Below are 24587 nucleotides of genomic sequence, written 5' to 3' on the forward strand. Positions count from 1 at the left end.
TTCGCTGTGCACACATCATGTCGTACCCGTCAGCACCCGCCGCGGATTCAGCACCATCAACTGCTGCAGTGTGGCGTCATCGACCCCGGCCGCGCGCAGCTGCGGCAGCACCGTGTCGAACAGATGCGACATGTGCCAGGACGGCACGTGGGCGGCGCGCCATGACGGCGGCGTCACTCTACTGAAGACAGCGGCGTCATGCGACAGCACGATGCGGCCGGCGTACCCGGCGTCGAGCAGTTGCAGCAGCATCCGCACCCGATCCGCATCGCGTGCGACGTGCTCCATCCCGAACCGGTCAAAACCCAGGAACGACCCGCGATCGGCGAGGCCGCGCAGGTAGGAGATGTCGGTCGAGTCGCCACTGTGCCCGATCACCACTCGGTCCAGCGGCACGCCCAGGCGCTCCAGTGCGTCCTGCTGCGCCGATCCGCCGCGAGATGCCGCATGCGAATGCGTCGTGATCGGAACACCGGTGCGCAGATGTGCCGCAGCGGCGGCCGCGAATACTCGCGTGGCGTCGGGGGTCAGGCCCGCGGCATCCGAGGCGATCTTGATCATGCCTGCCCGCACCGAGGTACCGGCGATGCCCTGTTCGATGTCGCCGATGAAGAGGTCGACGAGCGGGTCGGGGCCGTCGACGACGAGCCCCGGCCCGTTCAGCCGGAAGAACGGCGGAAGAACTTCTGCGGCGTAGCATCCGGTCGCGGCCACGATCTGCACCGGCACCCGGGCCGCGACCTTCGCGACGCGGCGCACATCGCGGCCCAGCCCGATGACGGTGAGATCGACGACGGTACGCACGCCCTGTTCGTACAGCTCCGATAGAAGCTCCACGGCACGCTCGATCATCGCCTGTTCATCCCATTCCGGATGAGGCATATTGAGGTCGAGCTCGGGGTCGGTGACGAAGATGTGCTCGTGGATGAGAGTCATCCCGAGTTCATCTGCGCTCACCGACCCCGTGAACGTGGGGACCGAACGCGTCATGCAGGAAGAGTCACTCCGAGGTGGAGCGAATAGCCTCGTACACCGTGAGCGAGTCGCCGGTCAGAACGCCGGAGAGGTATTCCTCGGCCTTCTCACTGAATGCGTCGCGATCGACATCCTCGATGACCTCCCAGTCATCACCGGTGCGCCACTCTTCGAGGAGGGCCTCTTCGTCTTCGGCGACGCAGGTGGTGACCTCGGCGACGGCCTTCTCTGTGGCTGCGGTCAGGGCATCCTGCTGCTCGCTGCTCAGGTCGTTCCAGATCGGGCTCATGATCACCAGGTTGGTGTTCAGCTGGTGCGAGCTCATGCTGACGTAGTCCTGAACCTCTTTGAGGTTCGAGGCCACGATGTTGGTGATCGGGTTTTCCTGGCCGTCGACTGTGCCCTGCTGCAGGGCGAGGTAGAGCTCCTCGTACGCAACCTCGGTGGCCTCAGCGCCGAGCGCCTTGGCGTTCATGAGGAACTGCGGTGAACCGGGGAAGCGCATGCGCAGACCTTCGAGGTCTGCCGGCGTGCGGATCGCCTTGTTCGCGGTGAACTGGCGGGCACCCGCCGACCATGCACCGAGCGTGTGCACGCCGGCTGCCTCTTCGAAGGCCGCGGTGACGGTATCGGATGCGTCGCTCGCCATGAAAGCGGCGAGGTGGTCGGGGTCGTCGAACGCGTAGGCGGCGTCGAGCGCGCTGATCGGTTCGTAGACGGCACCGAGTGCCGAAGCGCCCTGGATATCGATGTCGATGTCACCGGACGCGACCGAGGCGATGCGGTCGGCGTCACCACCGAGCTGGCTGGACGGGAAGATCTCGATCTCGAGTCCCACGTCAGCGGCAGCGACCTCATCGGCAATGATCTGTGCGCCACAGCGGTGCTGCGGCTGGTCCTCGTTGTAGCTGTGGGCGAGTGTGAGTTTCTGTACGGTGGCGGCATCGCCGCCACCATCGCCAGTGTCGGATCCGGTCGTGCTGTCTCCTGCGCCGGAGCAGGCGACCAGCATCATTGCCGGTGCCGCGATCAGGGCGAGCCACATTGTTCGCCGAGTGCGTGATGCATTCATGGTTATTCTCCTCTTTCTGGTGCTGTTTCTGGTGCCACGGTTTTCGATGCCACGGTGGCGGGGGTCGTGGTCGCCTCAGCGGCGACCAAGTCATTCAGGTCGGCGAGCATGGCCTTGCGGTCTGCGCGCTCCCCGGTGAAGATCTCGAAGGCGTCGGCTGCCTGGTGCATGGCCATGCCGAGCCCGGACATGGTGCGGATGCCCCTGGCGCTGGCCGCCTGCAGCAGCGCGGTGTCGACGGGACGGTAGACGATGTCGGCGACGCGAATACTGTCGGGCAGCAACGCGACGTCGAACGGTGCTCCTGGATGAGCAGCCATGCCAGTTGGCGTCGCGTTCACGATCAGATCGGCATCGCCCACCAGCTGCGCCAACTCGTCGACACCGGCTGCGCGCACGTTCGGGCGGCTCACATTCACACCGCTCTCGTTCACACCGCCCAGCGCTCTGACCTGTGCGGCGAGCGCCTCTGCACGCTCTGTCACCTGATCGATCAGCACAAGCTCATCAATCGGATGCTGCGCCAGCGCCGTCGCGACGGCGGAGCCTGCACCACCGGTGCCGAGCAGCACGACCCGTCCGAGCCGCTCCGTGCCAAAGGCATCCTTCAATGCGGCATCGAAACCCGACACGTCGGTGTTGTGGCCAACGGTTCCGGCATCCGTAAATACGACCGTGTTCACCGCACCGACGGCACGTGCACTTTCGGTCAGCTCGTCGAGCAGCGGTACGATCGCCTGCTTGATCGGATGCGTGATGTTCAGCCCGTCGTATCCGAGGCGGCGAGCAGCGGCGAGCAGCGCACTGAGCGAGGCGGTCGTGCCCTCGTTCGGGGCGAGATCAATCGTGCGATACACGTAGTGCATTCCGTGCCGCGCACCTTCGTACTCGTGCATGGCTGGCGTGAGCGATGGGGATACTCCCTCGCCGATCAGGCCGATGAGCACGGCCCGCCGACGAGCGGCGACGAGTGTCGCGGAGGGAGCGAGCGTCATAGACCCAGCACCTCCGGCAGCCACATCACAGCATTCGGGAACGCGATGATCAGCACACAGATAACGAGCAGCGGAAGGATGAACGGTAGCGAGCCACGGAACACCTCGCCGATGCGCGTTTTCGACACCGCGGCGGTGACGAACAGCACTGTGCCGACCGGCGGAGTGAGTAGGCCGATCATGAGCGACAGGATCATCAGCACGCCGAGCACGATCGGATCGACGCCGATCTGGTTCGCGATCGGCAGGATGATGGGCACGGTGAGCACCAGGATCGCAGTCGCATCGATGACGGTGCCGAGGATCAGCATCATCACCGCCACGAGGATGAGGAAGATGGTCGGGCTGTCAGTGATCGCGAACACCAACTCGGTGAGCATCTGTGGCAGCCGCTCGAGAGCGAGGATGTAACCGAGCAGCGACGCAGAAGCCACGATGATCATGATCGATGCCGTGATGGTGACGGTCTCGGTGAGCGCCTTGATGAAGCTCTTCATACTCAGCGAGCGCTGCACCAGGCCGACGAAGATGATGTAGACGACGCCGACGGCTGCCGCTTCGGTCGGAGTGAAGAAGCCACCGAGGATGCCGCCCAGAATGATGAACGGCGCGAGCAACGGCAGGATGACGCCCTTCGTCGAGTCGAGGAACTCCGCCTTATTGAAGGTGCCCTTCTTGACGTTCGGCATGCGCCGCACAAGCACCCAGACGACGATGCACATGCCGATGGCCATGAGTAAGGCGGGGATGACGGATGCCGCGAACAGCGCTCCGGTCGACGCGGCGGCGAGTCCGGCGTAGATCACCGCGGGGATGCTCGGCGGCATGACCGGCGCGATGAGGGAGGACGTCGCGGAGACGCCTGTGGCGAAGCGGCGGCCGTAGCCGGCGCGGATCATGGCGGGGATCTGCACCTTGCCAAGGGCTGCAGCATCCGCGACTGCGGATCCGCTCATCCAGGAGAAGCCGACGCTGGTGCCGACGGCGACGTACCCGAGGTTGCCGCGGATGTTCGCGAGCCCCTCCTGTGCGAAGCGGAAGAGGCGGTCGGCGATGCCGGCGTGATTGGCAAGAGCGCCGAGGAAGATGAACAGCGGCACGGCGAGCAGCGGGAAGCTGCTGGCGGCGTTCGTGACGGTACGTAGCGCCATGCCGACCGACTGTCCTTCGATGGCCATATAGACCAGGGATGGGCCGAGGAAAGCGAAGGGCACCGGTACGCGCAGCGCCAGAAGAAGCGCGATCGCGAGGGCGAGGAAAAGAAGAGTCATAGTCCTGCAGCCTCCGGAAGGTCTTCCTCAACAACGGCGGCCACGGGGCCGTGCATTGCAATATCGGCGGCGGATATGAGCGCGCGAATCGTGGTGCTGATGGTGCCGATGAGTACGGGGACGTAGACCCACGACATCGGGATGCGCAGCACGGGTGACTTCACGATTCCCTGAGTCTCTACGAGCGCCCACGCTTCGAGGCTGAGCCCGAAACCGGCAGCGGCGACGACCAGGAGTGCGAACACCTGGATGATGCGCACCACCATGGGGTTGCGGATCGAGTCGACGAGTTCGAGAGCGATGTGGCCGTGGCTCGTGACGAGTATGCCCATCGCGGAGAAGGTCGCCCAGAGCAGGGCGAAGCGGGAGAGCTCACCTGTCCACGCGATGCTTTCGATCGGCAGATATCGCTGCAGTGCCTGGTAGAACACCAGGACGAGGATGACCATGACGGCGACAGCGCCGATGGTGAGTTCTATGCCGGTGATGACACGCGCGATGCGGCGCAGAGTGCCGGTGCGTTGGGGTTGATGTTCTTGAGTCACGACGCCTTTGTCCCTCGAGTTGAGTGATGCAGAACCGAATGTACCGGTTAGTACATTGATTAGGCAACACCCCTGGGAAATTAATGTACAAACTGGTACGTTCACTGCCATGCTCACCTCAATCGCTTCCGTCTGCCTATCCGGCGGACTCGTCGACAAACTCCACGCCTGCGCCGAAGCTGGCTTCGATGGCGTCGAGATCATGGATGCCGATCTCATCGCCGCGCCCGAGTCACCAGAGGAGATCCGCGCACTCTGTGACCGACTCGGACTGCGGATCGACATGTTCCAGCCATTCCGCGACGTGGAGGGCGTGGCAGATGACGTCTTCGCCGACACACTGAGGCGGGCCGAGGCGAAGTTCCAAATCATGAAGCGCCTCGGCACCGATCTGATGTTGGTCTGCAGCAACGTCGGCACGGCCACGATCGACGATGACGAAGTGGCAGCGCGGCAGTTGGGCGAGCTGGCCGACAGGGCAGCGGTGCACGGCATTCGGCTTGCATATGAGGCGCTGGCCTGGGGAAAGTACGTCGATGACTACCGACGCACCTGGTCGATTGTGAAGAAGGCCGATCGGCCCAACCTCGGGATCTGCCTCGACAGTTTCCACATTCTCTCGCTCGGGCATGACCCGGCCGGGATCGAGGAGATCGATGCCGAGAAGATCTTCTTCCTGCAGCTGGCGGATGCTCCGACTCTCGACATGGACGTGCTCAGTTGGAGCCGCCACCACCGGCTGTTCCCTGGCGAGGGCGACTTCGATCTGGTGAAGTTCATGACGCATGTTGTGCGCGCCGGTTACACCGGTCCGTGGTCGCTCGAGGTGTTCAATGACACCTATCGCCAGACCGACACAGTGCGCACGGCCGCGCATGCGCAGCGGTCGCTGGTGTGGCTGGCCGACCGCACGGCAGCCGCGAACGACTGGAGCGACGGGCGCCTGGGCGACGCGTCAGAGGCGAGTGGCCTCGATTTCGTGGAGGTCGCCGGAGCGGATCTCGCCGAGGTCGATGAGTTGCTCGCCCAGCTCGGGTTTGCTTTCGAGGGACGCCACCGGACCAAGCCCGTCCGTCTGTGGAGCGCCGGTTCTGCACGCGTGATCCTCAACGAGCAGGTGCGCCATGATGAGCCACGATTGTCGGGAATCGGACTGCAGGTGGCAGACGCCGAGGCCGCTGTCGAACGCGCGATCGCACTGGGCTCTACCGCTATATTCCGTCGGACGTATGAAGGCGAGCAAGAGCTGCGTGGCGTCGCTGCTCCCGATGGAACGCAGGTGTTTTGGAGCTCGCTGCCCATCGCGGAGTCGTGGCTGCAGGAGTTCGATGGCGGCACCGGCGCAGTGAACCCGCTGGTCGGCGACATCGACCACATCAACCTCGCGTACGCCTGGCAGGACTTCGATGAGGCGGTGCTGTTCATGTCGAGCGTGCTGTCGCTGCGAGCCGAACCGCCCGCCGATGTGCCCGGCCCGCGCGGGCTGATTCGTAGCCAGGTGATGCGTACGCCGGACGGCATCGTGCGTCTGCCGATCAACCTGGCGCCTCCCACGGCGCCGACGCCCGCGCGACACATCGCGGTCAGGACGGATGACGTCTTCACAGTCGCGCGGCGTGCGCGCGAGCGGGGCATCGATCATCTGCGGATTCCGGCGAACTACTACGACGATCTGTCAGCGCGGTTCGGCCTTTCGGAAGAACTGCTCTCCTCGCTGCGCGAGCTGGATCTGCTCTACGACCGGGATTCCGCGGGGGAATTCATCCACTTCTACACACGCACGATTGGTGACGTGTTCTTCGAGGTGGTCGAGCGACGTGGAGAGTACGACGGTTACGGGGGCGCGAATGCGCCGATCCGACTCGCCGCCCAGCGGGCGATGGGGCGGTAGGCGCATTCGCCCCGCAACTCACACCGTAAGCAGGGCGCTCTCCAGCCGCGCGTACGACGTTTCCATTCCGTCGGTCATGCCGGTGGCGAGGATCATGTCGCGCATCTCCTTGTCGGGGTATTCGATCAACAGAGTGATGAGCGTCGCGCCGTCCTCTTCGTAGAGGTTCAGGTCGTTCACCGTTCCAGGACCTTCCATGCCCTGCATCCGCTCGGTACTCACCTCGCGGCTCGGTGCGTCAACGAGCACAGCCTCGCCCTCGAACCCGAATGCCTCACCCTCGGTGTCGCCGACTGGAGCCCACGAAGTTCGGTGCGCGTCGCCGGGCGCGGTCGCGATGACGCACTCCGTCATCTCCCATCCGTCGGGCCCGAGCAGCCACTGCTTCATCAGTTCGGGTTCGTGGTGCGCACGCCAGACAAGATCGCGCGGACCGTCGACGAGACGGGTGATGCGCACGTGCGTGTCGTCGAGCAACTCGACACGCGTGCCCTTGCCCTGGGCATATTCGCGCAGGTCTTGCAGCACGGCATCCAACTGGTTCATCGCCATGCGCGAACCCTCGACGGCGCCCATCGCGACGACCTGCTCCAACGCTTCGGCAGAGTCGAAGTGGGTGGTGTTGATCATGCGGCTGCCGTCGGCGGTCGACTCGAAGGCGAACGACATGCGCATGGACGGGAAGCCTTCGAGCGGATTGCCCTCGGCGTCGACGAAGGCGTCGATGACCTCGAATCCGTGAGGTTCGAGAATGTTCAGGAACTCCCACGATCCGCCGGAGCGTTCGCCTTGCGGGCTGGTCATGTAATAGACCGCCTTGCCGCCGACGGTGAAGTCGAACTGGTGGAAAGTCGACGGCCATCCGGGAGGACCCCAGAATCGTTCGAGCTGGCTCGGATCGGTGAAGGCCTTCCAGAGGCGTTCGAGCGGGGCCGCAAAGTCAGCGATGAGAGTCATAGTGCGGTTCTCAGCGTCTGTGCTGATGTCGGTGACAGGCATTTCATTTCTTTCTCTTCGGTGAATCTGGGTCGGATGGATCAGAGGTGTTCGAGGAGTTCGGCGCTTCGGACGCCAACAGGTCGTCGAGGCGGGAGATGCGGGTGCGCCACAGCTCTTCGTAGCGGGCGAGGAGCGCCCGAGCGCGCGCGATCATTTCAGGGTTCGCGCGGACGAGCCGCTCGCGTCCCTCAGCACGTTTGATGATGAGGTGCGCGGCTTCGAGCACGGCGACATGCTTCTGCACTGCCGCGAACGACATCTCGTACTCGGAAGCCAGCGTGGAGACAGAGTGCTCCCGCTCGATCGTTCGGCGCAGGATGTCACGCCGGGTGGATGCCGCCAGTGCGTGGAACACACGGTCGACCTCCGCTTCGCTCAATTCATGTTGTGCAACCATTTGGTTGTACATTACGACGAGGCGGATGTCGTGTCAAGAGGATCCTCGATCCGGAAACCCCCGTGCGCTACGCGAGAATGCCGGCTGCGAGATCGGGCAGCTTGCCCTCGAAACGGGCGAGCACTTCCTCGGCGTGCACGTCCACGTCAGCATCCCCGACGACGCGCAGCGACAACAGCACGAACCGCAACGGCGCCGCCCCGGGAAGATCCGCACGTACGTACCGGCTGAAGATCTGCGCGCCCAGGTTCGTGACGAGGAAGAGCTCTGCGGCCTCCTGCGTGGAGATGTCCGTGACGATCTCACCGCACTTCCGTGAGGCCTCAAGCGCATCGATGCTGAGCGCCAGCCAACTGTCGATGACGTCACCGGATTCGAATGCTGGCGATGCCTTGTCGGAGAAGAGACTCATCCCCGCGGCGTACTGCGCTTCGTGCGCCCGCCATCGACTCATGAGCATGAAGTAGAGGATCAGGCGGCGGGACCCGGAGTCCGGGTACGCGCTCGTGGAGAAATCGATCGCCTGTTGGGTGGCCGCGCGCACGACTCCCACGAGGTGACTCGCGAAAGTGGACTTGGCGGGGAAATGGTGCACCAGCGCACCCTTGGTCAGGTTCAGCCTCGCGGCGATCGCCGACAGAGATGCCCCTGCGTACCCGCGCGCGAGAATCTCCTGCGCCGCTGCCTCAGCAATCGCGTGCCGCGTATCCGATGCACTCATTCTCACCCCGACCTAACCCTCAACTCCCAACGATCATCGCACCTGTCGGCCCCGTGCGACTCGGCGACACGTGCGCGGGTGGCGCTCGATTCGAGGCGCGAATGTCGGATGCTCGCTCTACAGTGATCACGTCTCACCGATGAGACGGTCTCGACACGAGATGAAGAACATACGGAACCGGAGTGAACAACATGAATGAGACAGCCCTCACCATCGTGGGAAACCTCACCGCCGAGCCCGAGCTGCGCCAGACGCAGTCCGGGGTCGCGGTCGCGAGCTTCACAATTGCCAGCACGCCGCGCTCGTTCGACCGTCAGGCGAACGAGTGGAAAGACGGCGAAGCGCTGTTTATGCGCTGCTCCGCGTGGCGCGATCTCGCGACCAACATCACCGCATCGCTGACCAAGGGCAGCCGAGTGATCGCATCGGGACGACTGCAGCAGCGCAGCTATCAAGACCGCGAGGGCAACAGCCGCGTGAGCATGGAGTTGCAGATCGACGAGATCGGCCCGTCGCTCAAGTACGCGACCGCACAGGTCGCCCGCGGCGATCGGTCTGGCGGCGGTGCGGCACCGGTGTCAGCGGCACCAACGTCGACGGCTCCGGCTGCAGCCGCGACCGATTCGTGGTCGACTCCTAATGCGGAATGGTCGGTATCGGACGAGACGCCGTTCTGATCGGTACCGTCCGGCTCGGGGCCGTCCGACTCAGCGCCGCCCGGCGAACGCCGCGTACAGCAGCGGCACCGCCGACACGACCATGAGCGCGGTTCCGAGCGCCGGCAACGGCGCGAGCAGCAGTGCTCCTCCGACGAGCAGTCCCGCGAACAGCACGGCAGCGACTGCACGGCGACCGATCCGCATGAGCGAGTCGAGGCGTCGTTCCAGGCGGGAGGTGTCGAACGTCACGGTTCCGTCGTCGATGCGGGTGATGACGTTGTCGATGCGTTGCGGCAGCCGCCACGTGACGTCGGCTGTCGTGAGCGCGCGGCGGGCGAACTCCTGCACGATGTTGCCTGCCTCGTCGCGGAGCAGGCGCGCGGCGTAGGGTTCCGCGGCATCCCAGACGTTGAAGGCAGGGTCCAGTCCGCTGCACATTCCCGAGGTCAGCGCGACCGAACGGAAGAGCAGCAGCATGTTCTCCGGCAGCTGCACCGGCAGCGAGCGCACCATGTCGCCGAACTCGTTAGCGAAGTCGCGGAACTCGCGCGGATCGACCTTGCTCAGCTCAGCGAAGCCCATCCCTCCGAAGCGGGCGAACAGCGCGGTCAGTGCGCGTTCGAGCTCGGCAGTATCGGCAGACGGAAGCAGCACGCCAATCGCCTGGGCGGCAGCCACCAGCCCCTTGCTATCGCGGCCCGCGACGGCAATGAGCAGCGTGCGCAGTCCGTCGCGCAGGTTGTCGGGCACCGCGGCCATCATCCCGAAGTCGATGAACGTCAGCCGCCAGGTGGGGCCGGCGGCATCCGCTCGCTTTGGAATCGGCGTGACGAAGATGTTGCCGGGGTGCGGGTCGGCGTGCACGAAGCGATGCGTGAAGACCTGGTCGAACATGACCTCGGCGAAGACGCTCGCGACCTCGCTCGGGTCGATGCCTGCTGCGCGGAGTGCGGCCGTGTCGTTGATCTTGATCGCGGTGACATCGGAGAGCGTGAGCACTCGGCGCGTCACGCGCTCCCAAATGATCTCCGGAGTATCGATTCGCGGGTCGTCTGCGAAGTTCTCGGCGAACCGTTCGGCGTTGGCGGCCTCGTGCAGATAGTCGATCTCCTCGAGGCTCGTCTGCGCGAACTCCTCAACGAGGGCGGGCGCATCGACACGGTCGGAAACGAGGCGGATGCGACGCAGCCAGCCCGCGACACGGCGGAGGGCCGCGAGATCGGTCGCGACGATCTCTTCGATACCGGGGCGCTGCACCTTCACGACGACGTTCTGAAGCCCGGCGTCGGCTGCGTCAAGTTCGGAGAGGTGCGCGCGATGTACCTGGCCGAGGGATGCCGCGGCCAGCGGCTGCTCGTCAACCCATGCGAACGCACGCTCCAGTGGCACACCCAGCTCCGCCTCGGCGAGTGTTCGGATCTCGACGAAGGGCACCGCGGGGACTTCGTCCTGCAGGCCAGCGAGTTCTTCCGTGATCTCGGGAGGCAGCACATCCATGCGGGAAGAGAGGAACTGGCCGACCTTGATCATCAGCCCGCCGAGGTCGACGGCGAGGATGTGGAAGCGCTGCGCGAGGCGTCGCATCCGGTCAGCGCGGGTGCGCTCCGCGATCCGCGAGAGCCCGATCCGCGGAAGGAAGAGCTCGAACCACCAGAGCTGCGTGAGTTGCCGAGCAGCGAACCCAAGGATCCGACGATAACGGGCGCGATGGGCACCCTGACCCGCGGCATCCGTCATCGAGTCATCCTTTCGCGGCTCCTGGTTTCAGGCGTGGTGTCAGTCCTGAGCAAGGATCGCGTACAGCCTACGTCGGGCCTCCTCGAGCACGGTCACCGCTTCCTGCACCTGTTCGGGCGAACCGGTGCGGGCCACCTGAGCGGCAGCACCGGCGAGGTCCATCCCGGCCTTCGGCAATGCCGTGATGTGTGCGCCGTCACGAGAGGAGAACGCCTCCCACGGGGCCGGCTTTTCCGCGGCGATCTCTGCTTCTTCACGTCCGGCTCCGGTGAGCGAGTACGTCTTGCGACCGTTCTGCTCCTCGGCGGTGATGAGGCCCTCGTCCGAAAGCAACTGCAGGGTCGGATAAACGGAACCGGCACTCGGCTTCCAGGCACCGCCGGAGCGCTCGGCGATCTCGTTGATGATTTGGTAGCCGTGCATGGGCTCTTCGGTCAGAAGCGTGATGACCGCCACACGCACGTCGCCGCGCGCCATGCGCGAAGAACCACCGGGGCGCTGTTCGAATGATTTGCGGAGCTGGTCCATGGCCTCGAAAATCATAGATGCCGGGCCACCGGAACCACCCGGACCGCCAAAACCTGCCGCGCCGCTGAATCCGCCTGTCGGGAACGAACCGTTCATGTTGACCTCCTCGATCGTGGGAACGATGGACGTTAACGATATATCGTTCAGTATCGTTAGGGAAGCCCCGGCACTCATGCCGCGATGTCGAATCGCGCTCGACCACCGAGCCGTGGCGTCTGTGCGGGGTCGACATACGACGGCGGGATGAACCAGACGTGCGCAGCAGTGCCCGCCCCGTCGACGCGTATCCCCCAGCCATTGTCATGAATGCGGTGATGGCAGGTTTCGCAGAGAAGGATGCCGTTCGACAGGTCGGTTCGTCCGTGGTGTCGTTTCCACCAGCGAATGTGATGCACTTTGACCATTTCGGGTGGGAGCGCACACATGGCGCACCCACCGTCACGTTCGACGAGCGCAAGTCGCTGTGCTCGAGTGAATAGGCGCTTCTCCCGACCCCAGTCGAGGATCTCACTGTCGCCACCGAGTACCCAGGGAAAAAGGTCGAGCCTTTAGAGGCAAGAAAGTGGATGCGCTGCTGTGCGAGCCATCGCGATCCACGCCCGTGGCGGGAAGGAAAATACGGCTCAAACTCGGGCGAATTCAGGGAGCTAGCGCAACACCTCTATTTGAGGAGTTGTTATGGCGGATCGGGTTGTGTCGTGGGAAGTGCGTGCTGAGGCCTTGTCTGGGCTGGCGCGCGGTGTATCGGCTGTAGAGCTGAGCGAATCGCTGGGCCTGGGATCAGTGACGGTGTCAAGGTGGGGCAGGCTCTCGGGTATGAAGCTTGCGCGGGGTCGTCATGGTGGTGTTGCTCCTGTGTCATTGGATATCTCAACGCCGGATCCAGGCCGCGGGTATCGTCGGCTCACGCTCGCTGATCGGTCGTTCATCCAGGCTGCGAGGGCTCTGGAGACGCCGCTGTCGATGCGGAAGATCGCCGCTGAGCTCGGGGTAGCCCCCTCGACGGTCTCTCGAGAGCTCACCGCTCATCAGGTCAGGCATAACCAGCAGCCCCGGTATCACGCCGAAGCGGTGCATCTCGTTGCCAGACAGCAGAGATCGCGGTCACGGCCGGGGAAGCTGGAGGAGCCGGTCCTGCGTGGGGCGGTCGTGTCACGCTTGAATGACAAGCTCTCACCAGAGCAAGTCGCAGCCGAACTGCGAACAAAATTCCCCGACAAGCCGGAGATGCACGTGTCTCACGAGACGATATATCAGGCCCTCTATGTGCAAGGACGCGGCGCATTACGGCACGAGTTGACGGTTGAGAAGGCTCTCCGCTCCGGGCGCACAACACGCAAACCCCAATCCAAGCTCCCCGGCCGTGGGAGCCGGCCATGGTTGGAAGGTGCGATGATCACGGACCGGCCAGCGGAAGCCGCGGACAGGGCTGTCCCCGGGCATTGGGAAGGTGATCTCGTCGTCGGGCCGGAGAAATCCGGCCTCATCACGCTCGTCGAGCGTCGCTCCCGGTTCACGCTCATCGGCAGGCTCCCTGGAATGCGAGATAGCGAGACCGTGACCGGGATCCTGCAGCAGATGATCGAGCGTCTTCCGGAGACGCTGTTCACCACGATCACCTGGGACCAGGGCGCGGAGATGGCACAACACAAGAAGTTCACCATCGCGACGGGATGCCCCGTGTTTTTCTGCAACCCGCACTCACCCTGGGAACGCCCCACGAACGAGAACACCAACGGTCTCATCCGGGACTTTCATCCCAAAGGCACGAACTTCAACAAGGTCACCGACCACGACCTCGCGGAGATGGAACGACTCCTCAACCGCCGCCCCCGCAAAACCCTCGAATGGGCCAAACCACGCGAGGTACTATTCAAAAACATCACCGGTGTTGCAATAGCCGCTTGAATTCGCCTCGCACACAAGCCGGGTTTTTCTTCCCGCGATATCGCCCGCGGCGCGGCACAGGCCACCCGCGCCACCCGCGTCACGGCCTGCGGCGCGCCTCCAGCACCCCCGCGAACACGATCGCGACGACGCCGGCGATCGGCACGATGAGCAGCCCGGCACGCAGCCCGGCGTTGTCGGCAATGAAGCCGACGAGCGGCGGTGAGAGCAAGAATCCGAGACGCAGCAACCACGACACGATCGTGAGGCCGGCGCCGTGCCGCAGGCCCGGCAGCGAGTCGGCGACCTGCATGGCCGCCGGGATCAGGGTCGCGCTGCCGAAGCCCGCCACCGCGAAGCCTGCGATCGTGCCGGGAACGCTCGGGAACGCCAAGGCCAACCCCATGCCGACGGCGACGAGAATCCCGCCCAAACGAGCGACAGCGCGCTGGCCGAATCGGTCGACCATGCCGTCGCCGATTATCCGGCCGATGAACTGGGCGCCGACGAGGGCAATATATCCGGTGGTGGCGATCGCCGCGGGGGCGCCGAGATCGGCACCGAGGTAGAGGGTCGCCCATGACATTCCGGCATCCTCGACCACGGCGCCAGCGATCGCGATCAGCACGAGCGCACCCATGACGGCGACCGTCTTTCCGGAGATGCCGAGACGCAGCGCGCCGCCGATCTCCGAGCCGCCGGCGATCGCCTCCTCTTCGACGACATCATCACGGCCGGGCAGACACATCCGCAGGGCGACGAGCGAGACAGCGCAGAACACGATGGCCGAGATCGTCAGATGGATGCCTAGAGGCAGCGCCAGCGCGATCGCAGCCGCCGACATCGATCCGCCGAGCACCGCGCCGATCGACCAGATCGCGTGGAAGGAGTTGATGATCGAACGCCCGTAGCCACGCTGCACGCGCAGACTGTGTGCGTTCTGGGCGACGTCAGTGATGGCATCCGCTGCCCCTCCAATCAAGAGGCCGAGTACGAGGAAAATGACGGACGGTGCGAGGCCCGCACCGAGCAGGCCCAGGCTGGTGAGAATGGTGCCGGCCACGGCGACCTTCGCCGAGCCGAATCGGCGAATGAGCACCGCGGCACCCAGCCCCGCGACGATCGCGCCGGCCGGGAACGCCGCGATCGCGAGTCCGTAGGTGGCGGCGTCGAGTCCGAGCGAGGCCTTGATCTCGGGGTAGCGCGGCAGAATGTTCGCGAACAGCGCGCCGTTGGTGAGGAACAGCAGCGCGACGCCGATGCGGGCGCGGCGCACGGCCGGGCTGACGGCGGTCAAAGAAGACATATGGACCAGCGTAGGTGTGGACGGATGCCGGATGGCGCCGCTGACCGCGCGATCCACACCTGTCGCGGGAAGGATTTCCCGGCTAAATCGCGCGTTTCAGCCAGGTTTTCATCCCCCCATCGCCTGCGGTGGCGCCAACCCGACGGGGCGGCCGCGACCCCGCCGATCCCCGACGTTCACCTCGCCGTATTCACCTTGAGGTGGATTCACCGGTCGCGGAGAAACTCCTCGACCTCAGCTGCGGTCGGAGCCGTCGTCGGTCCACGACGGGTGACTTTGATCGCGGCTGCCGCGTTGGCATGTCGGCAAGCATCCACCCACGTCGAGCTGTCGGCGATGCCGGCCAGCAGCGCGCCGGTGTGGGTGTCACCGGCGCCATTGGTATCGACGGGGGTCTGCGGAAAGCCCGGCACGTAGGTGGTCTCGCCGTGTGCGTGCACCGCGCATCCTTCGCCGCCGTCGCGCACAATGGCGACAGCTCCGGCGCGCACTAGCGGAGCCAGCGCGCGGGCTTGCTCCACGATCTCGCGTTCGGATGCTTCGATCGGAACAGACAGCGCGGCCAGCAGGTCGGTCGCCTCCTCTGCGTTGCTGGTCCACACGTCGGTGCGGGCGAGCATCCTGTCGCGCGCGTCGTCGGGCAGCGCGGCGAACGCCGCCCCAGGGTCAAGGACGACGACCGCAGCCTCGGGAAGGGTCGCCAGCCAGGCCAGCAGCGGATCGCGGGTCTGCGCGACGGCGAGTGAGTATCCAGTGACGCAGACGAGGTCGCCAGGCTGGACGGCGGCACTCGCGAGGGAGTCGACGGTGATGTCGCGCTCGGCGCCGAGCGTCGTGACGAAGGTGCGCTCTGCCGTCGGTTCGACCAGCACGACGCACACGCCTGTGTCTTGCGTGGCGACCTGCGGGGCGGATGCTGTGATGCCGTCGGCATCCAGTGCCTCGCGGATCAGATCGCCGTGCGGACCGGTGCCGAGCGATCCGGCGTGCACGCACTGTGCGCCCAGCCGTGCTGCCGCGAGCAGCACTGTGACCGCGCCGCCCGCGTACTGTGCGACGGAGTCGGCCATCACGTTCTGTCCGCGCGCGGGAAGGTCGGGCACTTCGATGACCAGGTCGACCAGCGCTTGCCCGGTGTGGATCACTCGTGGTGGGTGCTGCCTGTTCTGCTCGTCATCGATCTCGGCACGGCTGCGCATGCGGACAGCCTATCCACCAGGGTCAGAACGCGTGTGCCGTCAGGAAACCGAGCAGTGCAACACAATCGGATCGAACGCCTCGCCAACCGGGTACGAACCGCCGAACAGCTCCGCCCCGGCAGAGGTGAGAGTCACCTGATCGAACACGACGCTGTCGCCCTCTTCGCGGGGCGTACTGAGTGCGAAAGCATCTACAGCTTGCCCGCCGGGTGAGATGGCGAGCAGCCAAGAGCCGTCTGCAGAGCGATATGCGCGCGGCGATTCCAGTGAGGTGATCGGCATTCCGTAGTGGGCGAACAGCGCGACCGATCCGGTCGTCACATGCTCGCCGTCAGAGGAGACGACCAGAGGGAACCGGAATTGCCCCTTCTCCGACGTCACGCCATCGGCGCGCACCGCACCACCCGGCGATGACGTGACATACAGAAGAAGGCTGAGCTTGATGCTCCACTCGAGGTACATAGAGTGACTCACGCGTCGAGCACGAGCCGCGGACAATTGCCCATGGCTCGCGAGACGCAGATCATCATCGACTCGCCACGCTGCTGCTCCTTCGGCGTGAGGATGGAGTCACGGTGATCGGCCGCTCCACTGAGAATCGGGGTCTCGCAGGTGCCGCAGGTGCCCTCACGGCACGACGAGATCGTGGTGAGACCGGCCTTCTCAGCAGCATCCAGAATCGAGACCCCGACCGGAACGGTCACGATGCGACCCGACGTCGCGAACTCGACCTCGAACTCGGTGTCGGGGCTCGGCCGCTCGATCTTCTTGGGCGCGAAGCGCTCGGTGTGCAGGGTGTCTTCCGGCCAGTGCGCGAGGGCCGCGTCGAGCGCCTTGAGCAGCGGCTCCGGCCCGCACGCGTAAACGAGAGTGTCTGCGGCGACCTCGGTAAAGATCCCGGCCAGGTCGAGGTGACCGAACTCGTCCTGCGGAACCAGGTTCGCCCGCTCACCGTACGCGGTGAGCTCATCGACGAAGGCCATCGATCGGCGCGAACGTCCGCCGTAGTGCAGCACCCACTCGGCCCCGGCCGCCTGTGCCGCGGCGATCATCGGCAGCATGGGAGTGATACCGATGCCGCCGGCGACGAACACGTAGCGCTTCGAGGGCAGAAAGTGGAAGTTGTTGCGCGGCCATCCGACCCGGATGATGTCGCCCGAACGCAGCGCGTCGTGCACAGCCAGCGATCCTCCGCGGCCGTTCGCCTCGCGCAGGATGCCGAGGCGCCACTCGCTGCGCGCGTTCGGAGACGACGACAGCGAGTACTGGCGCACAACCACGCCGCCACCCACGACGGGAACCGCCACATCGACATGCGCACCGGGCAGCCAGTCTGGAAGCACGTCGCCGTCAGGATGCCGCAGCGTGAGGGCTGCGACACCGTCGGCGGCATCCGCCTTGCTCGCGATCGTGAGGCTCATGTCGCGCTTGACGTTCTTCTTGGCCTTCTCGATATCGGCGACATCCCACACGACCGGCAGACTCGTGCGCACCGGGAGGAGCGCCATCTTGATGAACTCCAGCGGGAAGTCCGGCACCGGCCGCAGCGACGGAAGACGCTCGAAGAGCACCTTCAGTCCGGTCGCGCCCTGCACGCGGGCGAGCTCCTGACCGAGGCAGGTGTGACGGCCCATCGTGAAGGCGAGGTGGTCGGTGGGGTTATCGCGGTGGATATCGAAGTCGAAGGGCGCGGCGTGGTGCGCGGCCTCGGTGTTCGCGCTCGCCAAGGCGACCCAGATCATGTCACCCTTGGCGATCTGCACGCCCGAGAGCTCAAGATCGCGCATGGCCTGACGGGAGGCGAACGGCGCCGACGGACGGCGACGAACCGTCTCTTCGAAGACGTTAGCCCACAGCGAAGGCTCAGCGATGGCCTCGTCGATGTACTCGGGCTTCTGGCTGAGGAAGAGGATGGCGTTGGTCATTGCCTGCGCGGTGCTGTCGGTGCCTGCCATCGCGAACTCGCAGATCTTGATCGCGATCTGCGGCACACTCAGCGCGTAGTCGCCGTCGGCGCCGCGTTGCACGGCCATCTCACTGATGAAGTCGGTGCCGGGAGCCTTACGACGCTCGGCGACCACCGTGGATATCTCGGCGAAGGCGCCGGAGAAGCCCTCCCACACCTCGTCGATGACGTCGGCTGGCATTTCTTCCTGCGCAGAGGAGAGCACCCGCCCCATGTCGCCACGCAACCGTCGCATGAGGTCGTCATACTCCCAGCCGAGGCCGAGGTGAGCGAGTAGCGTCTGGGTTGTCAGCTCGAGGCAGTACTCAGCCATGATGTTGGCCGAGCCCTGCTGCTGGATCTTGTCGAGGATGCGGTGCGCGCGCTCCTCGATCTGCGGACGCAGCTCTTCCATGCGCGCCTTCGTGAAACCGCGCAGGGCGATGTTGCGATGCAGCGTGTGCTCGTCGGGATCCATTCCGACGATGAGCTGGGCCATCAGCCCTGGCGGCACGATGTGCTGGAAGCGCTCCGGAACGTCGATGGTCGCGGTGTTTCCGGCGGAGGAGAACTCCGTCCAGTCGCCGAGCACGGTGAGCACGTCTTCGCGGCGCGTGACGATCCAGGCGTTCAACCAGCTGTACCAGAACACCGGATTCTCGTCGCGCACAGCGGCGAAGTGCGCGGCCGGGTCGCGGTAGTAGTCGTCGCTCATGGCGTCGAACGTGGCGGCCACGAGGCGCGGGGCCGCGGGTGCCGTGAGGATGTCGGTCATGTCGAACTCCGTTGTTCTCGTGTGGTTGCGGGTGCCGGTCAGAGGGCGGTGGCGATCGCCATCGTCGACAGCTTCTGGAAGCGGGCGACGTTCTCGCTCTCCTCCATGACTCCGGCAGAAAGGAAGGTGAAGGTGAAGTCGCGCTCTGGGTCGATCCAGAACAGCGATGAGCCGGCGCCGTAGTTGCCGTGCGTGCGCGGCGAGGTGAACGGTCCGAAGAAGTTCGGCGCCGTATCGGTGCCCGACAGCGAGAAGCCGAGGCCGAAGTTGCCCTTCGGAATTTCCCACCCGCGCGCCTTCGCCATCTCGGCGTAGAGGTCGTTGGGCATGTCACCGGTCTGCAACGTGGTGGCCTGATCGAGGACTGCGGGTGCGACGAGCTGTTCGCCGCCCTGCTCCCCGCGACGACGCAGCCACTCGGCGAACACATGCACATCATCAGCGGTCGAGACCGAGCCTACCCAGGGCATCTCGGCATCCGCAGTAATCACGTCGTTGAGTACCTCGATGTCGCTGGGCTGCAGGAACCCGCCCTCCGGGAGGTATGCCTTCAACGGCACAGCACGATCGGCCAGCGCATTCGGTAGCCCGAAGGACGTCTCGGTCATACCGAGCGGGCGGAAGATCATCTCCTGCGCAAGCTCTCCGAACGAGTCGGCGCCGTAGGCGCGGCGGAGCATCTCGCCCATCAGCGCGTGGTTGATGGCCGGTGCGTAGTTGAGGTTCTCCCCCGGCTCGAACAGCACGTCCACGCCGCCGAGCGCCCCGATGACATCGGCGAGCACGCCGAAGCCGTCAGGGCCCAGGCCCGGGTTCGGCGTGGGAGTGAGACCGGAGCGGTGCGTGAGCAGGTGAATGAGGTTGATGCGGTCTTTGCGCAGCATCCGGAAGGGATCGGTGCCGAGGAACTCGGGGATCAGGTCGACGACCCGGGTGGAGAGCGCAAGCTTGCCCTCGCCGATGGCGCGCAGCGCCATGAGGTTCGTGAATGCCTTGGTGAGCGAGAGCACCCGGAACACGTCATCCGGGCGCATCTCGCGTCCGGACGCACGCTCGGACCAGCCGATCGTGGTGTCGAGCACCTTCTCGCCACCACGGGCGAGAATCACGTGCGCGCCATCGTAGGCACCGCGCTCGATATCGGCGGTGATCTCGGCGGTGAAGCGCTCGAGCGCGCGAGGGTCGACGTCGTCACGCGAGATGACATCGGCGGCGCTGGTCTGTGAAACGGGGATTGTCATCGGATGCTCCACTCAGACCATCACGAGCCCGCCCGAGGGCGAGATCGTCTGACCGGTCAGGTACGAGGCCGACGGGCCGGCGAGGAAGAGCACCATCTCGGCGATCTCCTCGGGCTGCGCGGCACGGCGGATCGGCTGCATCCCGATGAGGAACTCAGCGAATTCGTCGTCGCTCTGGCGGAACAACGGTGTGTCGATTGCGCCAGGCGCCAGCGCATTGACGCGGATACCGAAGGGGGCAAGCTCCGCAGCACCCTCGCGAGTGAGGCCGAGGACTGCGGCCTTGGATGCCGGGTAGTAGGCGGGCATCGTGACGCCCATGAGTGCGGCAGCCGACGAGAAGTTGATGATGGAGCCTGCGCCGTTGCGCTTCATGAGCGGCACTGCGGCACGCATCGTGTAGAAGGTGCCGTACAGGTTGATGCGCATGACGCGATCGAAGTCTTCGTCGCTGATGAACTCGAAGAGTTCGGAGTCATGCTTGCGACCAGCCTTCATCGCATCGAAGATTTTGCGGTTCTCGTCGTTGAGCGCTTCGAGTGCTGCACGGTTCGGGGCGTTGACTCCCGCGGCGTTGACGAGGACGTCAAGGCGACCCTGCTCGACCTCCACGCGTGCGAAGGCAGCGTCAACTGCGGCGCTGTCCGAGATGTCGACGGCAAGACCGGTGGCACGGTCCAGGTCGGCGAGAACGTCGGCGACGCTCGGGGAGATGTCCAATCCGTAGACGGTGGCGCCCGCTGCGTGCAGCGCGCGAACAGTGGCGAGTCCCATCCCGGAGCCAGCCCCGGTAACAAGTGCGACGGTGCCCTCGAATGTCATGTGCTCCTCCTTGAGCGAAAGTGACGGTCTGCGTGACCGTGACATGAGTCTGCCACATTCGCTAGACATGTGTCTAGTGAATGTGGCAGACAGGTTCTTTTCTCAGTGTGCGATGTTGCTGCCCGTGAGCTTGGTCGGGCGGATGACGAGGCCGCAGACGATCGCGACGAGCGTCGCACCTGCCGCGACGAGGTAGCCGGTGTCGAACAGCCCCACAGTGGGTAGCGCGCCGCCCTCGACCGGCACGGAGTTCGCTGCCTGCAATGCGGCGAAGATCGCTCCACCCAGCGAGGATGCCGCGAGCGCCATCGAGACGTACAGCGATGCGGTTCCGGCTGCTGTCGCCTTCGGAGCCTCTGCCGTGATGACAGACAGAGCCGTCGTCAGCAGCGCCGTGTAGCCGAATCCAAAGACGAGAATCGCCACGACGATCACCACCAGTGAGGCATGACCGAACCGTAGCGCGATGAACGCGGCCATGAGCAGCAGCCCACCGATCACGAGGGTGGCCCCTGCGGAAGTGCGGCGCACGAGGATCGGGATAGTCTTCGCCGCGAGGAGGCCTGCGAGCGTCATCGGCAGGAAGACGAACGCGGCCTGCAGCGGACTGAGGCCGAACCCGACGCTCACCGGGTCGCCGGGCACCTGCAGGAGCGTGAGCGTGAGGTTGTAGAGCAGCATCCCGCACACGCCGAGCGTCAGGAAGACGAGGTAGGCGGGGGTCAGGTTGCGCCCGAGCAGCGAGCGTACGTCGAGGAGCGGGTTCTTCGCCTTCGACTCGACGAAGAACGATGCCGCGAGCAATGCCGCGCCGCCGAGCACTGTGAGGAGTGTGGCGGGCGAGGTGAGGCCCCAGGTCGTGGACTGGGCGATGCCGATGCAGAGCATGGTGAGTCCGACGCCCAGCAGCAGCACGCCTCCGGGCTCGATGCGCTTGCGCGTGCCGGCGCTGCGGAGCCGTGCATCCGATTCCTTGCGTGCATCCGAATCCTTACCCCAGATGAGGAAGGCGACGAGGCTCAGGGCGGTTAACACGCCACCGATCCAGAAGGCGCCGCGCCAGGTTCCGCCGAACTCGACGATCATGCCACCGAAGGCGAATGCGACGAAGATACCGATGGCCTGGCCGCCCGCGATTATCGCGACGGCACGCGTGCGGTCACCGACCGACAGTCGAGCGTTGAGGATGCCGACGCACAGCGCCTGCCCGGCCATCGTGCCGGTGAGGGCGCGTCCGATGACGAGCACGATGAAATTGGGCGCGAGGGCTGAGATCACGAAGCCCAGGGCGATACCGAGCACCGAGATCACCATCAGTCGGCGGTGACCGTAGAGGTCGCCCGCCTTCGACAGCAGTGCGATAGTCGCCGCGCCGAAGATGGTCGTGCTCATCAGCGCCCAGGTGGCCTGACCTGGGCTCAGGGCGAGTTCGCTGCTCATCGATCCGTAGAGCGGGATCGCCATCATGGCGCCGACCTCGTTGAGCAGCTGCAGCAACGAGAACGTGAGGGCCATCGCCAGGCCGGCACGACGCCAGGGGAGGTATGCGGTGGGGGTGGTTGCTCGGATCTTTCCGCCGGACGTGACCGGTGGAGCGATGTCGGAGGACGTCATCGTCTCAACTCTCTGTCTGGCACGGCGTCGGCGCCGTGCATCTTCGAGAGAGTAACTCACTCAGTAGACATGTGTCTACCTAAATTCATGCACGGATCGTCAGCCCGAAGGCCAGGGTGGAGGCGATTTCGGAGATGATCGTGTCGAGAAAGTCCGGCCGGTCACCGATGATTCCGAAATAAAATGCGCGGTCGATCGTCATCGCGACGGCGATCAACCGTGCCTGGGCGCGGTTGTCGTCGAGGCCCGAGTCAACGAGGCGGCTGACGAGCTCGGGCAGTTCGGCGACGATGCGCCCGTACTCCTCGAACCACTCGTCGGCGACCGCGGGCTCGGCAGCCATGGCCTGCACGATCGCACTGAACTCCATCTGGTGGCGGCGCCAGGTCGCCGCGTGCTGGCGGAGCCAGACTTCCAGAGCCTCCTGCTCAGCAGGGAGTTCGGCGAGCTTGCGGAAGTCGGCGAGGATCTCGGGCTCAACCGAGCGCATCTGCTCGATGATGATCTCGGCCTTCGAGCGGAAATGGAGATAGAAGGTTGCGCGCGAGACGTTCGCCGCTCTCGCGATCGCGTCTGCCGTCGTCGCGGAATAACCCTGTGCGACGAACAGGCCGCGGGCCGCGAAGATCAGGGCGTCTCGCGTGCGCCGCTTCTGCTCTGCGCGCGAGACGCGCTCAGGTGCACCGCTCAAGGTCTTGCGCTCCGCTCTGCCCGGCGAATCTGGACCGAGGCGTATTCATCATGCCAGGGTCCGAAGCCGTCGACACGGCTGGCCAAGCATTTCGGACCTTGCGCTGGGAGCACGAGGACGTGCGGGAACCATGCGGGTCATGACCGCGATCGCCCGACATCCCAGTCGGCACAAGGGATCGGGGCCAATGTCCATACCCCCGAATACACTGAGCCTCGATAGGTCCGCACGGACCCTGGAACTCCACCCGAGTTCCCCATTTCGCGCCCTGCTTTTGGGGCGATATTCGGCGTGCGTGCGAACCGTCGCCCTACGGCATCCGTCGTGAGGCAGGCCGGTGCTCCACGCACACTCCTGAAGGAGAATTACATGTCCGTACCCAACCCTCCTGCGGCTCCGTCGCCGCAGCAGATGCCTCCCGCCCCGCCGGCTGACCCGCAGGCGCCTACGCCCACACCGAAGAAGACGAATGTCGTCGCGCTGATCGCGCTCATCGTTGCGGCCGTGGGCTTCATCTTCGCGTGCATTCCCGGCGCATTGATCGTCGGCTGGATCCTCCTGCCGATCGCTTTCATTCTCAGCATCGTGTCGTTCTTCATCAAGGGCGATCGCAAGTGGATGGGCGTCGTCGGACTCATCCTCTCGATTGTCGGCACGATCATCGGCGTCGTTGTCTTCCTCGCAGTCGTCGCGACTGCAGCCGACGACGCGTTTAACGAGGCCTTCGGCGACGGCGACACCACCGTCACGCAGCCTGCGGAGGAAGACGCCGCGGTGGCAGCTAAGGAAGAGCCGGCGGATGCTGCCGAGCAGGGCACGCGCGACAACCCGTACCCGCTCGCCTCGCAGATCAGCGCCGACGACTGGGCTGTCGTCGTGAACAGCCACACTGCCGACGGTGCGGCTGCGGTGGCCGAGGGCAACATGTTCAACGACCCGGCGCCTGCGGGGTCGCACTACGAGATCGTGAACTATACGGTCACGTACACCGGTGACGAGTCAGGCCTCGCAGCCGAGGTCGGCATTGCCTTCGTCACCAGTGCTGGCAATGTCGTGAACAGCTACGACGCGATGGTCATGCTGGCCGACAGCATCGGGATGGACGAACTCTATAACGGCGCATCCGCCACTGGTTCCGAGGCGTTCCTCGTGCCGGACGGCGAGACGGCGCTAATCCGGGTTCGCCCGGGGATGCTCGCTGACGAGGTGTTTGTGAAGCCGTAAGGGATGGGGAGTGGCGGGGGGGCAGGGGGGGGGGCCCCCCCCCAACTTTCCTTTTGTTCAAGGAGCCCCTCCTTTAACCACACCACACTTCTT

24 protein-coding genes are annotated in these 24587 nt (G+C 65.1%); 5 read left to right on the plus strand and 19 right to left on the minus strand.

The features are described 5' to 3' along the window. Positions 1–15: 15 nt before the first annotated feature. Genes ACSU04_RS10065 through ACSU04_RS10085 form a run of 5 tightly spaced genes read right to left on the minus strand, consistent with a single transcriptional unit; the run spans position 16 to position 4858 of the window. Entirely contained in the window at positions 16–990 is a 975-nt protein-coding gene (locus ACSU04_RS10065; RefSeq protein WP_439289319.1) for a phosphotriesterase family protein, read from the minus strand. A 10-nt stretch (positions 991–1000) separates the two neighbouring features. Next, positions 1001–2047 carry a DctP family TRAP transporter solute-binding subunit gene (locus ACSU04_RS10070; protein WP_439289320.1) on the minus strand — a complete coding sequence of 349 codons (1047 nt, stop codon included), beginning with the start codon at positions 2045–2047 and terminating at the stop codon, positions 1001–1003. 2 nt (positions 2048–2049) lie between these two features. Further along, positions 2050–3042, minus strand: coding sequence for a shikimate dehydrogenase (locus ACSU04_RS10075; protein WP_439289321.1), 993 nt, complete (start codon positions 3040–3042; stop codon positions 2050–2052). After that, the gene (locus tag ACSU04_RS10080) at positions 3039–4313 is read right to left on the minus strand and encodes a TRAP transporter large permease (RefSeq protein WP_439280034.1); all 1275 of its coding nucleotides are present in this window, start codon (positions 4311–4313) and stop codon (positions 3039–3041) included. Before ACSU04_RS10080 ends, ACSU04_RS10075 begins: the two co-directional genes overlap by 4 nt. Next, positions 4310–4858: a TRAP transporter small permease gene (locus ACSU04_RS10085; RefSeq protein WP_439280033.1), complete on the minus strand. Its 549-nt coding sequence runs from the start codon at positions 4856–4858 to the stop codon at positions 4310–4312. Before ACSU04_RS10085 ends, ACSU04_RS10080 begins: the two co-directional genes overlap by 4 nt. 109 nt (positions 4859–4967) lie before the next feature. Here ACSU04_RS10085 and ACSU04_RS10090 point away from each other — a divergent pair, with 109 nt between their 5' ends. Further along, positions 4968–6749: a bifunctional sugar phosphate isomerase/epimerase/4-hydroxyphenylpyruvate dioxygenase family protein gene (locus ACSU04_RS10090; protein WP_439280032.1), complete on the plus strand. Its 1782-nt coding sequence runs from the start codon at positions 4968–4970 to the stop codon at positions 6747–6749. 18 nt (positions 6750–6767) lie between these two features. Here the strand turns inward: ACSU04_RS10090 and ACSU04_RS10095 are convergent, their stop codons facing one another. The 3 genes from ACSU04_RS10095 to ACSU04_RS10105 all read right to left on the minus strand — a co-directional run bounded on the left by ACSU04_RS10095 (position 6768) and on the right by ACSU04_RS10105 (position 8866). Continuing rightward, entirely contained in the window at positions 6768–7748 is a 981-nt protein-coding gene (locus ACSU04_RS10095; RefSeq protein ID WP_439289322.1) for an SRPBCC family protein, read from the minus strand. A 1-nt stretch (position 7749) separates the two neighbouring features. Further along, the gene (locus ACSU04_RS10100; protein ID WP_439289323.1) at positions 7750–8145 is read right to left on the minus strand and encodes an ArsR/SmtB family transcription factor; all 396 of its coding nucleotides are present in this window, start codon (positions 8143–8145) and stop codon (positions 7750–7752) included. A gap of 67 nt (positions 8146–8212) precedes the next feature. Continuing rightward, positions 8213–8866, minus strand: a complete 654-nt coding sequence (locus ACSU04_RS10105) for a TetR family transcriptional regulator (RefSeq protein ID WP_439280029.1) — start codon at positions 8864–8866, stop codon at positions 8213–8215. 191 nt (positions 8867–9057) lie between these two features. Here ACSU04_RS10105 and ACSU04_RS10110 point away from each other — a divergent pair, with 191 nt between their 5' ends. Then, a complete protein-coding gene (locus tag ACSU04_RS10110) occupies positions 9058–9543 on the plus strand; it encodes a single-stranded DNA-binding protein (RefSeq protein ID WP_439289324.1) in 486 nt (161 codons plus the stop codon). A 30-nt stretch (positions 9544–9573) separates the two neighbouring features. Here ACSU04_RS10110 and ACSU04_RS10115 read toward each other — a convergent pair whose 3' ends face one another. The 3 genes from ACSU04_RS10115 to ACSU04_RS10125 form a co-directional block, all read right to left on the minus strand. Continuing rightward, the gene (locus tag ACSU04_RS10115) at positions 9574–11262 is read right to left on the minus strand and encodes an ABC1 kinase family protein (RefSeq protein ID WP_439289325.1); all 1689 of its coding nucleotides are present in this window, start codon (positions 11260–11262) and stop codon (positions 9574–9576) included. A gap of 39 nt (positions 11263–11301) precedes the next feature. Then, on the minus strand, positions 11302–11886 hold the full coding sequence (locus ACSU04_RS10120) for a PadR family transcriptional regulator (protein ID WP_439289326.1): 585 nt from the start codon (positions 11884–11886) through the stop codon (positions 11302–11304). Positions 11887–11960: 74 nt separating this feature from the next. Then, positions 11961–12176, minus strand: a complete 216-nt coding sequence (locus ACSU04_RS10125; RefSeq protein ID WP_439289444.1) for an HNH endonuclease — start codon at positions 12174–12176, stop codon at positions 11961–11963. Between ACSU04_RS10125 and ACSU04_RS10130 the strand changes: the two genes are divergently transcribed. Both ACSU04_RS10130 and ACSU04_RS10135 read left to right on the plus strand, forming a co-directional pair. Then, positions 12105–12269, plus strand: a complete 165-nt coding sequence (locus tag ACSU04_RS10130; protein WP_439289448.1) for a hypothetical protein — start codon at positions 12105–12107, stop codon at positions 12267–12269. The two genes, ACSU04_RS10125 and ACSU04_RS10130, sit on opposite strands and share 72 nt — an antisense overlap. A gap of 199 nt (positions 12270–12468) precedes the next feature. Continuing rightward, entirely contained in the window at positions 12469–13698 is a 1230-nt protein-coding gene (locus ACSU04_RS10135; RefSeq protein ID WP_439289327.1) for an IS30 family transposase, read from the plus strand. 79 nt (positions 13699–13777) lie between these two features. Here the strand turns inward: ACSU04_RS10135 and ACSU04_RS10140 are convergent, their stop codons facing one another. The 8 genes from ACSU04_RS10140 to ACSU04_RS10175 all read right to left on the minus strand — a co-directional run bounded on the left by ACSU04_RS10140 (position 13778) and on the right by ACSU04_RS10175 (position 23270). Beyond that, on the minus strand, positions 13778–14983 hold the full coding sequence (locus ACSU04_RS10140; protein WP_439289328.1) for an MFS transporter: 1206 nt from the start codon (positions 14981–14983) through the stop codon (positions 13778–13780). A 206-nt stretch (positions 14984–15189) separates the two neighbouring features. Next, positions 15190–16182 carry a PfkB family carbohydrate kinase gene (locus tag ACSU04_RS10145; RefSeq protein WP_439289329.1) on the minus strand — a complete coding sequence of 331 codons (993 nt, stop codon included), beginning with the start codon at positions 16180–16182 and terminating at the stop codon, positions 15190–15192. A 39-nt stretch (positions 16183–16221) separates the two neighbouring features. Further along, positions 16222–16644: an HtaA domain-containing protein gene (locus ACSU04_RS10150; protein ID WP_439289330.1), complete on the minus strand. Its 423-nt coding sequence runs from the start codon at positions 16642–16644 to the stop codon at positions 16222–16224. An 8-nt stretch (positions 16645–16652) separates the two neighbouring features. Then, positions 16653–18902, minus strand: coding sequence for a cytochrome P450 (locus tag ACSU04_RS10155; protein ID WP_439289331.1), 2250 nt, complete (start codon positions 18900–18902; stop codon positions 16653–16655). 38 nt (positions 18903–18940) lie between these two features. After that, the gene (locus ACSU04_RS10160; RefSeq protein ID WP_439289332.1) at positions 18941–20143 is read right to left on the minus strand and encodes a serine hydrolase domain-containing protein; all 1203 of its coding nucleotides are present in this window, start codon (positions 20141–20143) and stop codon (positions 18941–18943) included. 12 nt (positions 20144–20155) lie between these two features. Beyond that, on the minus strand, positions 20156–20965 hold the full coding sequence (locus tag ACSU04_RS10165; protein WP_439289333.1) for an SDR family NAD(P)-dependent oxidoreductase: 810 nt from the start codon (positions 20963–20965) through the stop codon (positions 20156–20158). A 102-nt stretch (positions 20966–21067) separates the two neighbouring features. Next, positions 21068–22579, minus strand: a complete 1512-nt coding sequence (locus ACSU04_RS10170; RefSeq protein WP_439289334.1) for an MFS transporter — start codon at positions 22577–22579, stop codon at positions 21068–21070. A gap of 85 nt (positions 22580–22664) precedes the next feature. Then, the gene (locus ACSU04_RS10175; protein ID WP_439289335.1) at positions 22665–23270 is read right to left on the minus strand and encodes a TetR/AcrR family transcriptional regulator; all 606 of its coding nucleotides are present in this window, start codon (positions 23268–23270) and stop codon (positions 22665–22667) included. A gap of 369 nt (positions 23271–23639) precedes the next feature. On the opposite strand from ACSU04_RS10175, the gene ACSU04_RS10180 reads away from it, so the two are divergent. Beyond that, entirely contained in the window at positions 23640–24494 is an 855-nt protein-coding gene (locus ACSU04_RS10180; RefSeq protein ID WP_439289336.1) for a hypothetical protein, read from the plus strand. The last annotated feature ends 93 nt before the right edge of the window (positions 24495–24587 follow it).

The sequence above is a fragment of the Microbacterium sp. A84 genome, from assembly GCF_051842815.1.
Lineage (GTDB): Bacteria > Actinomycetota > Actinomycetes > Actinomycetales > Microbacteriaceae > Microbacterium.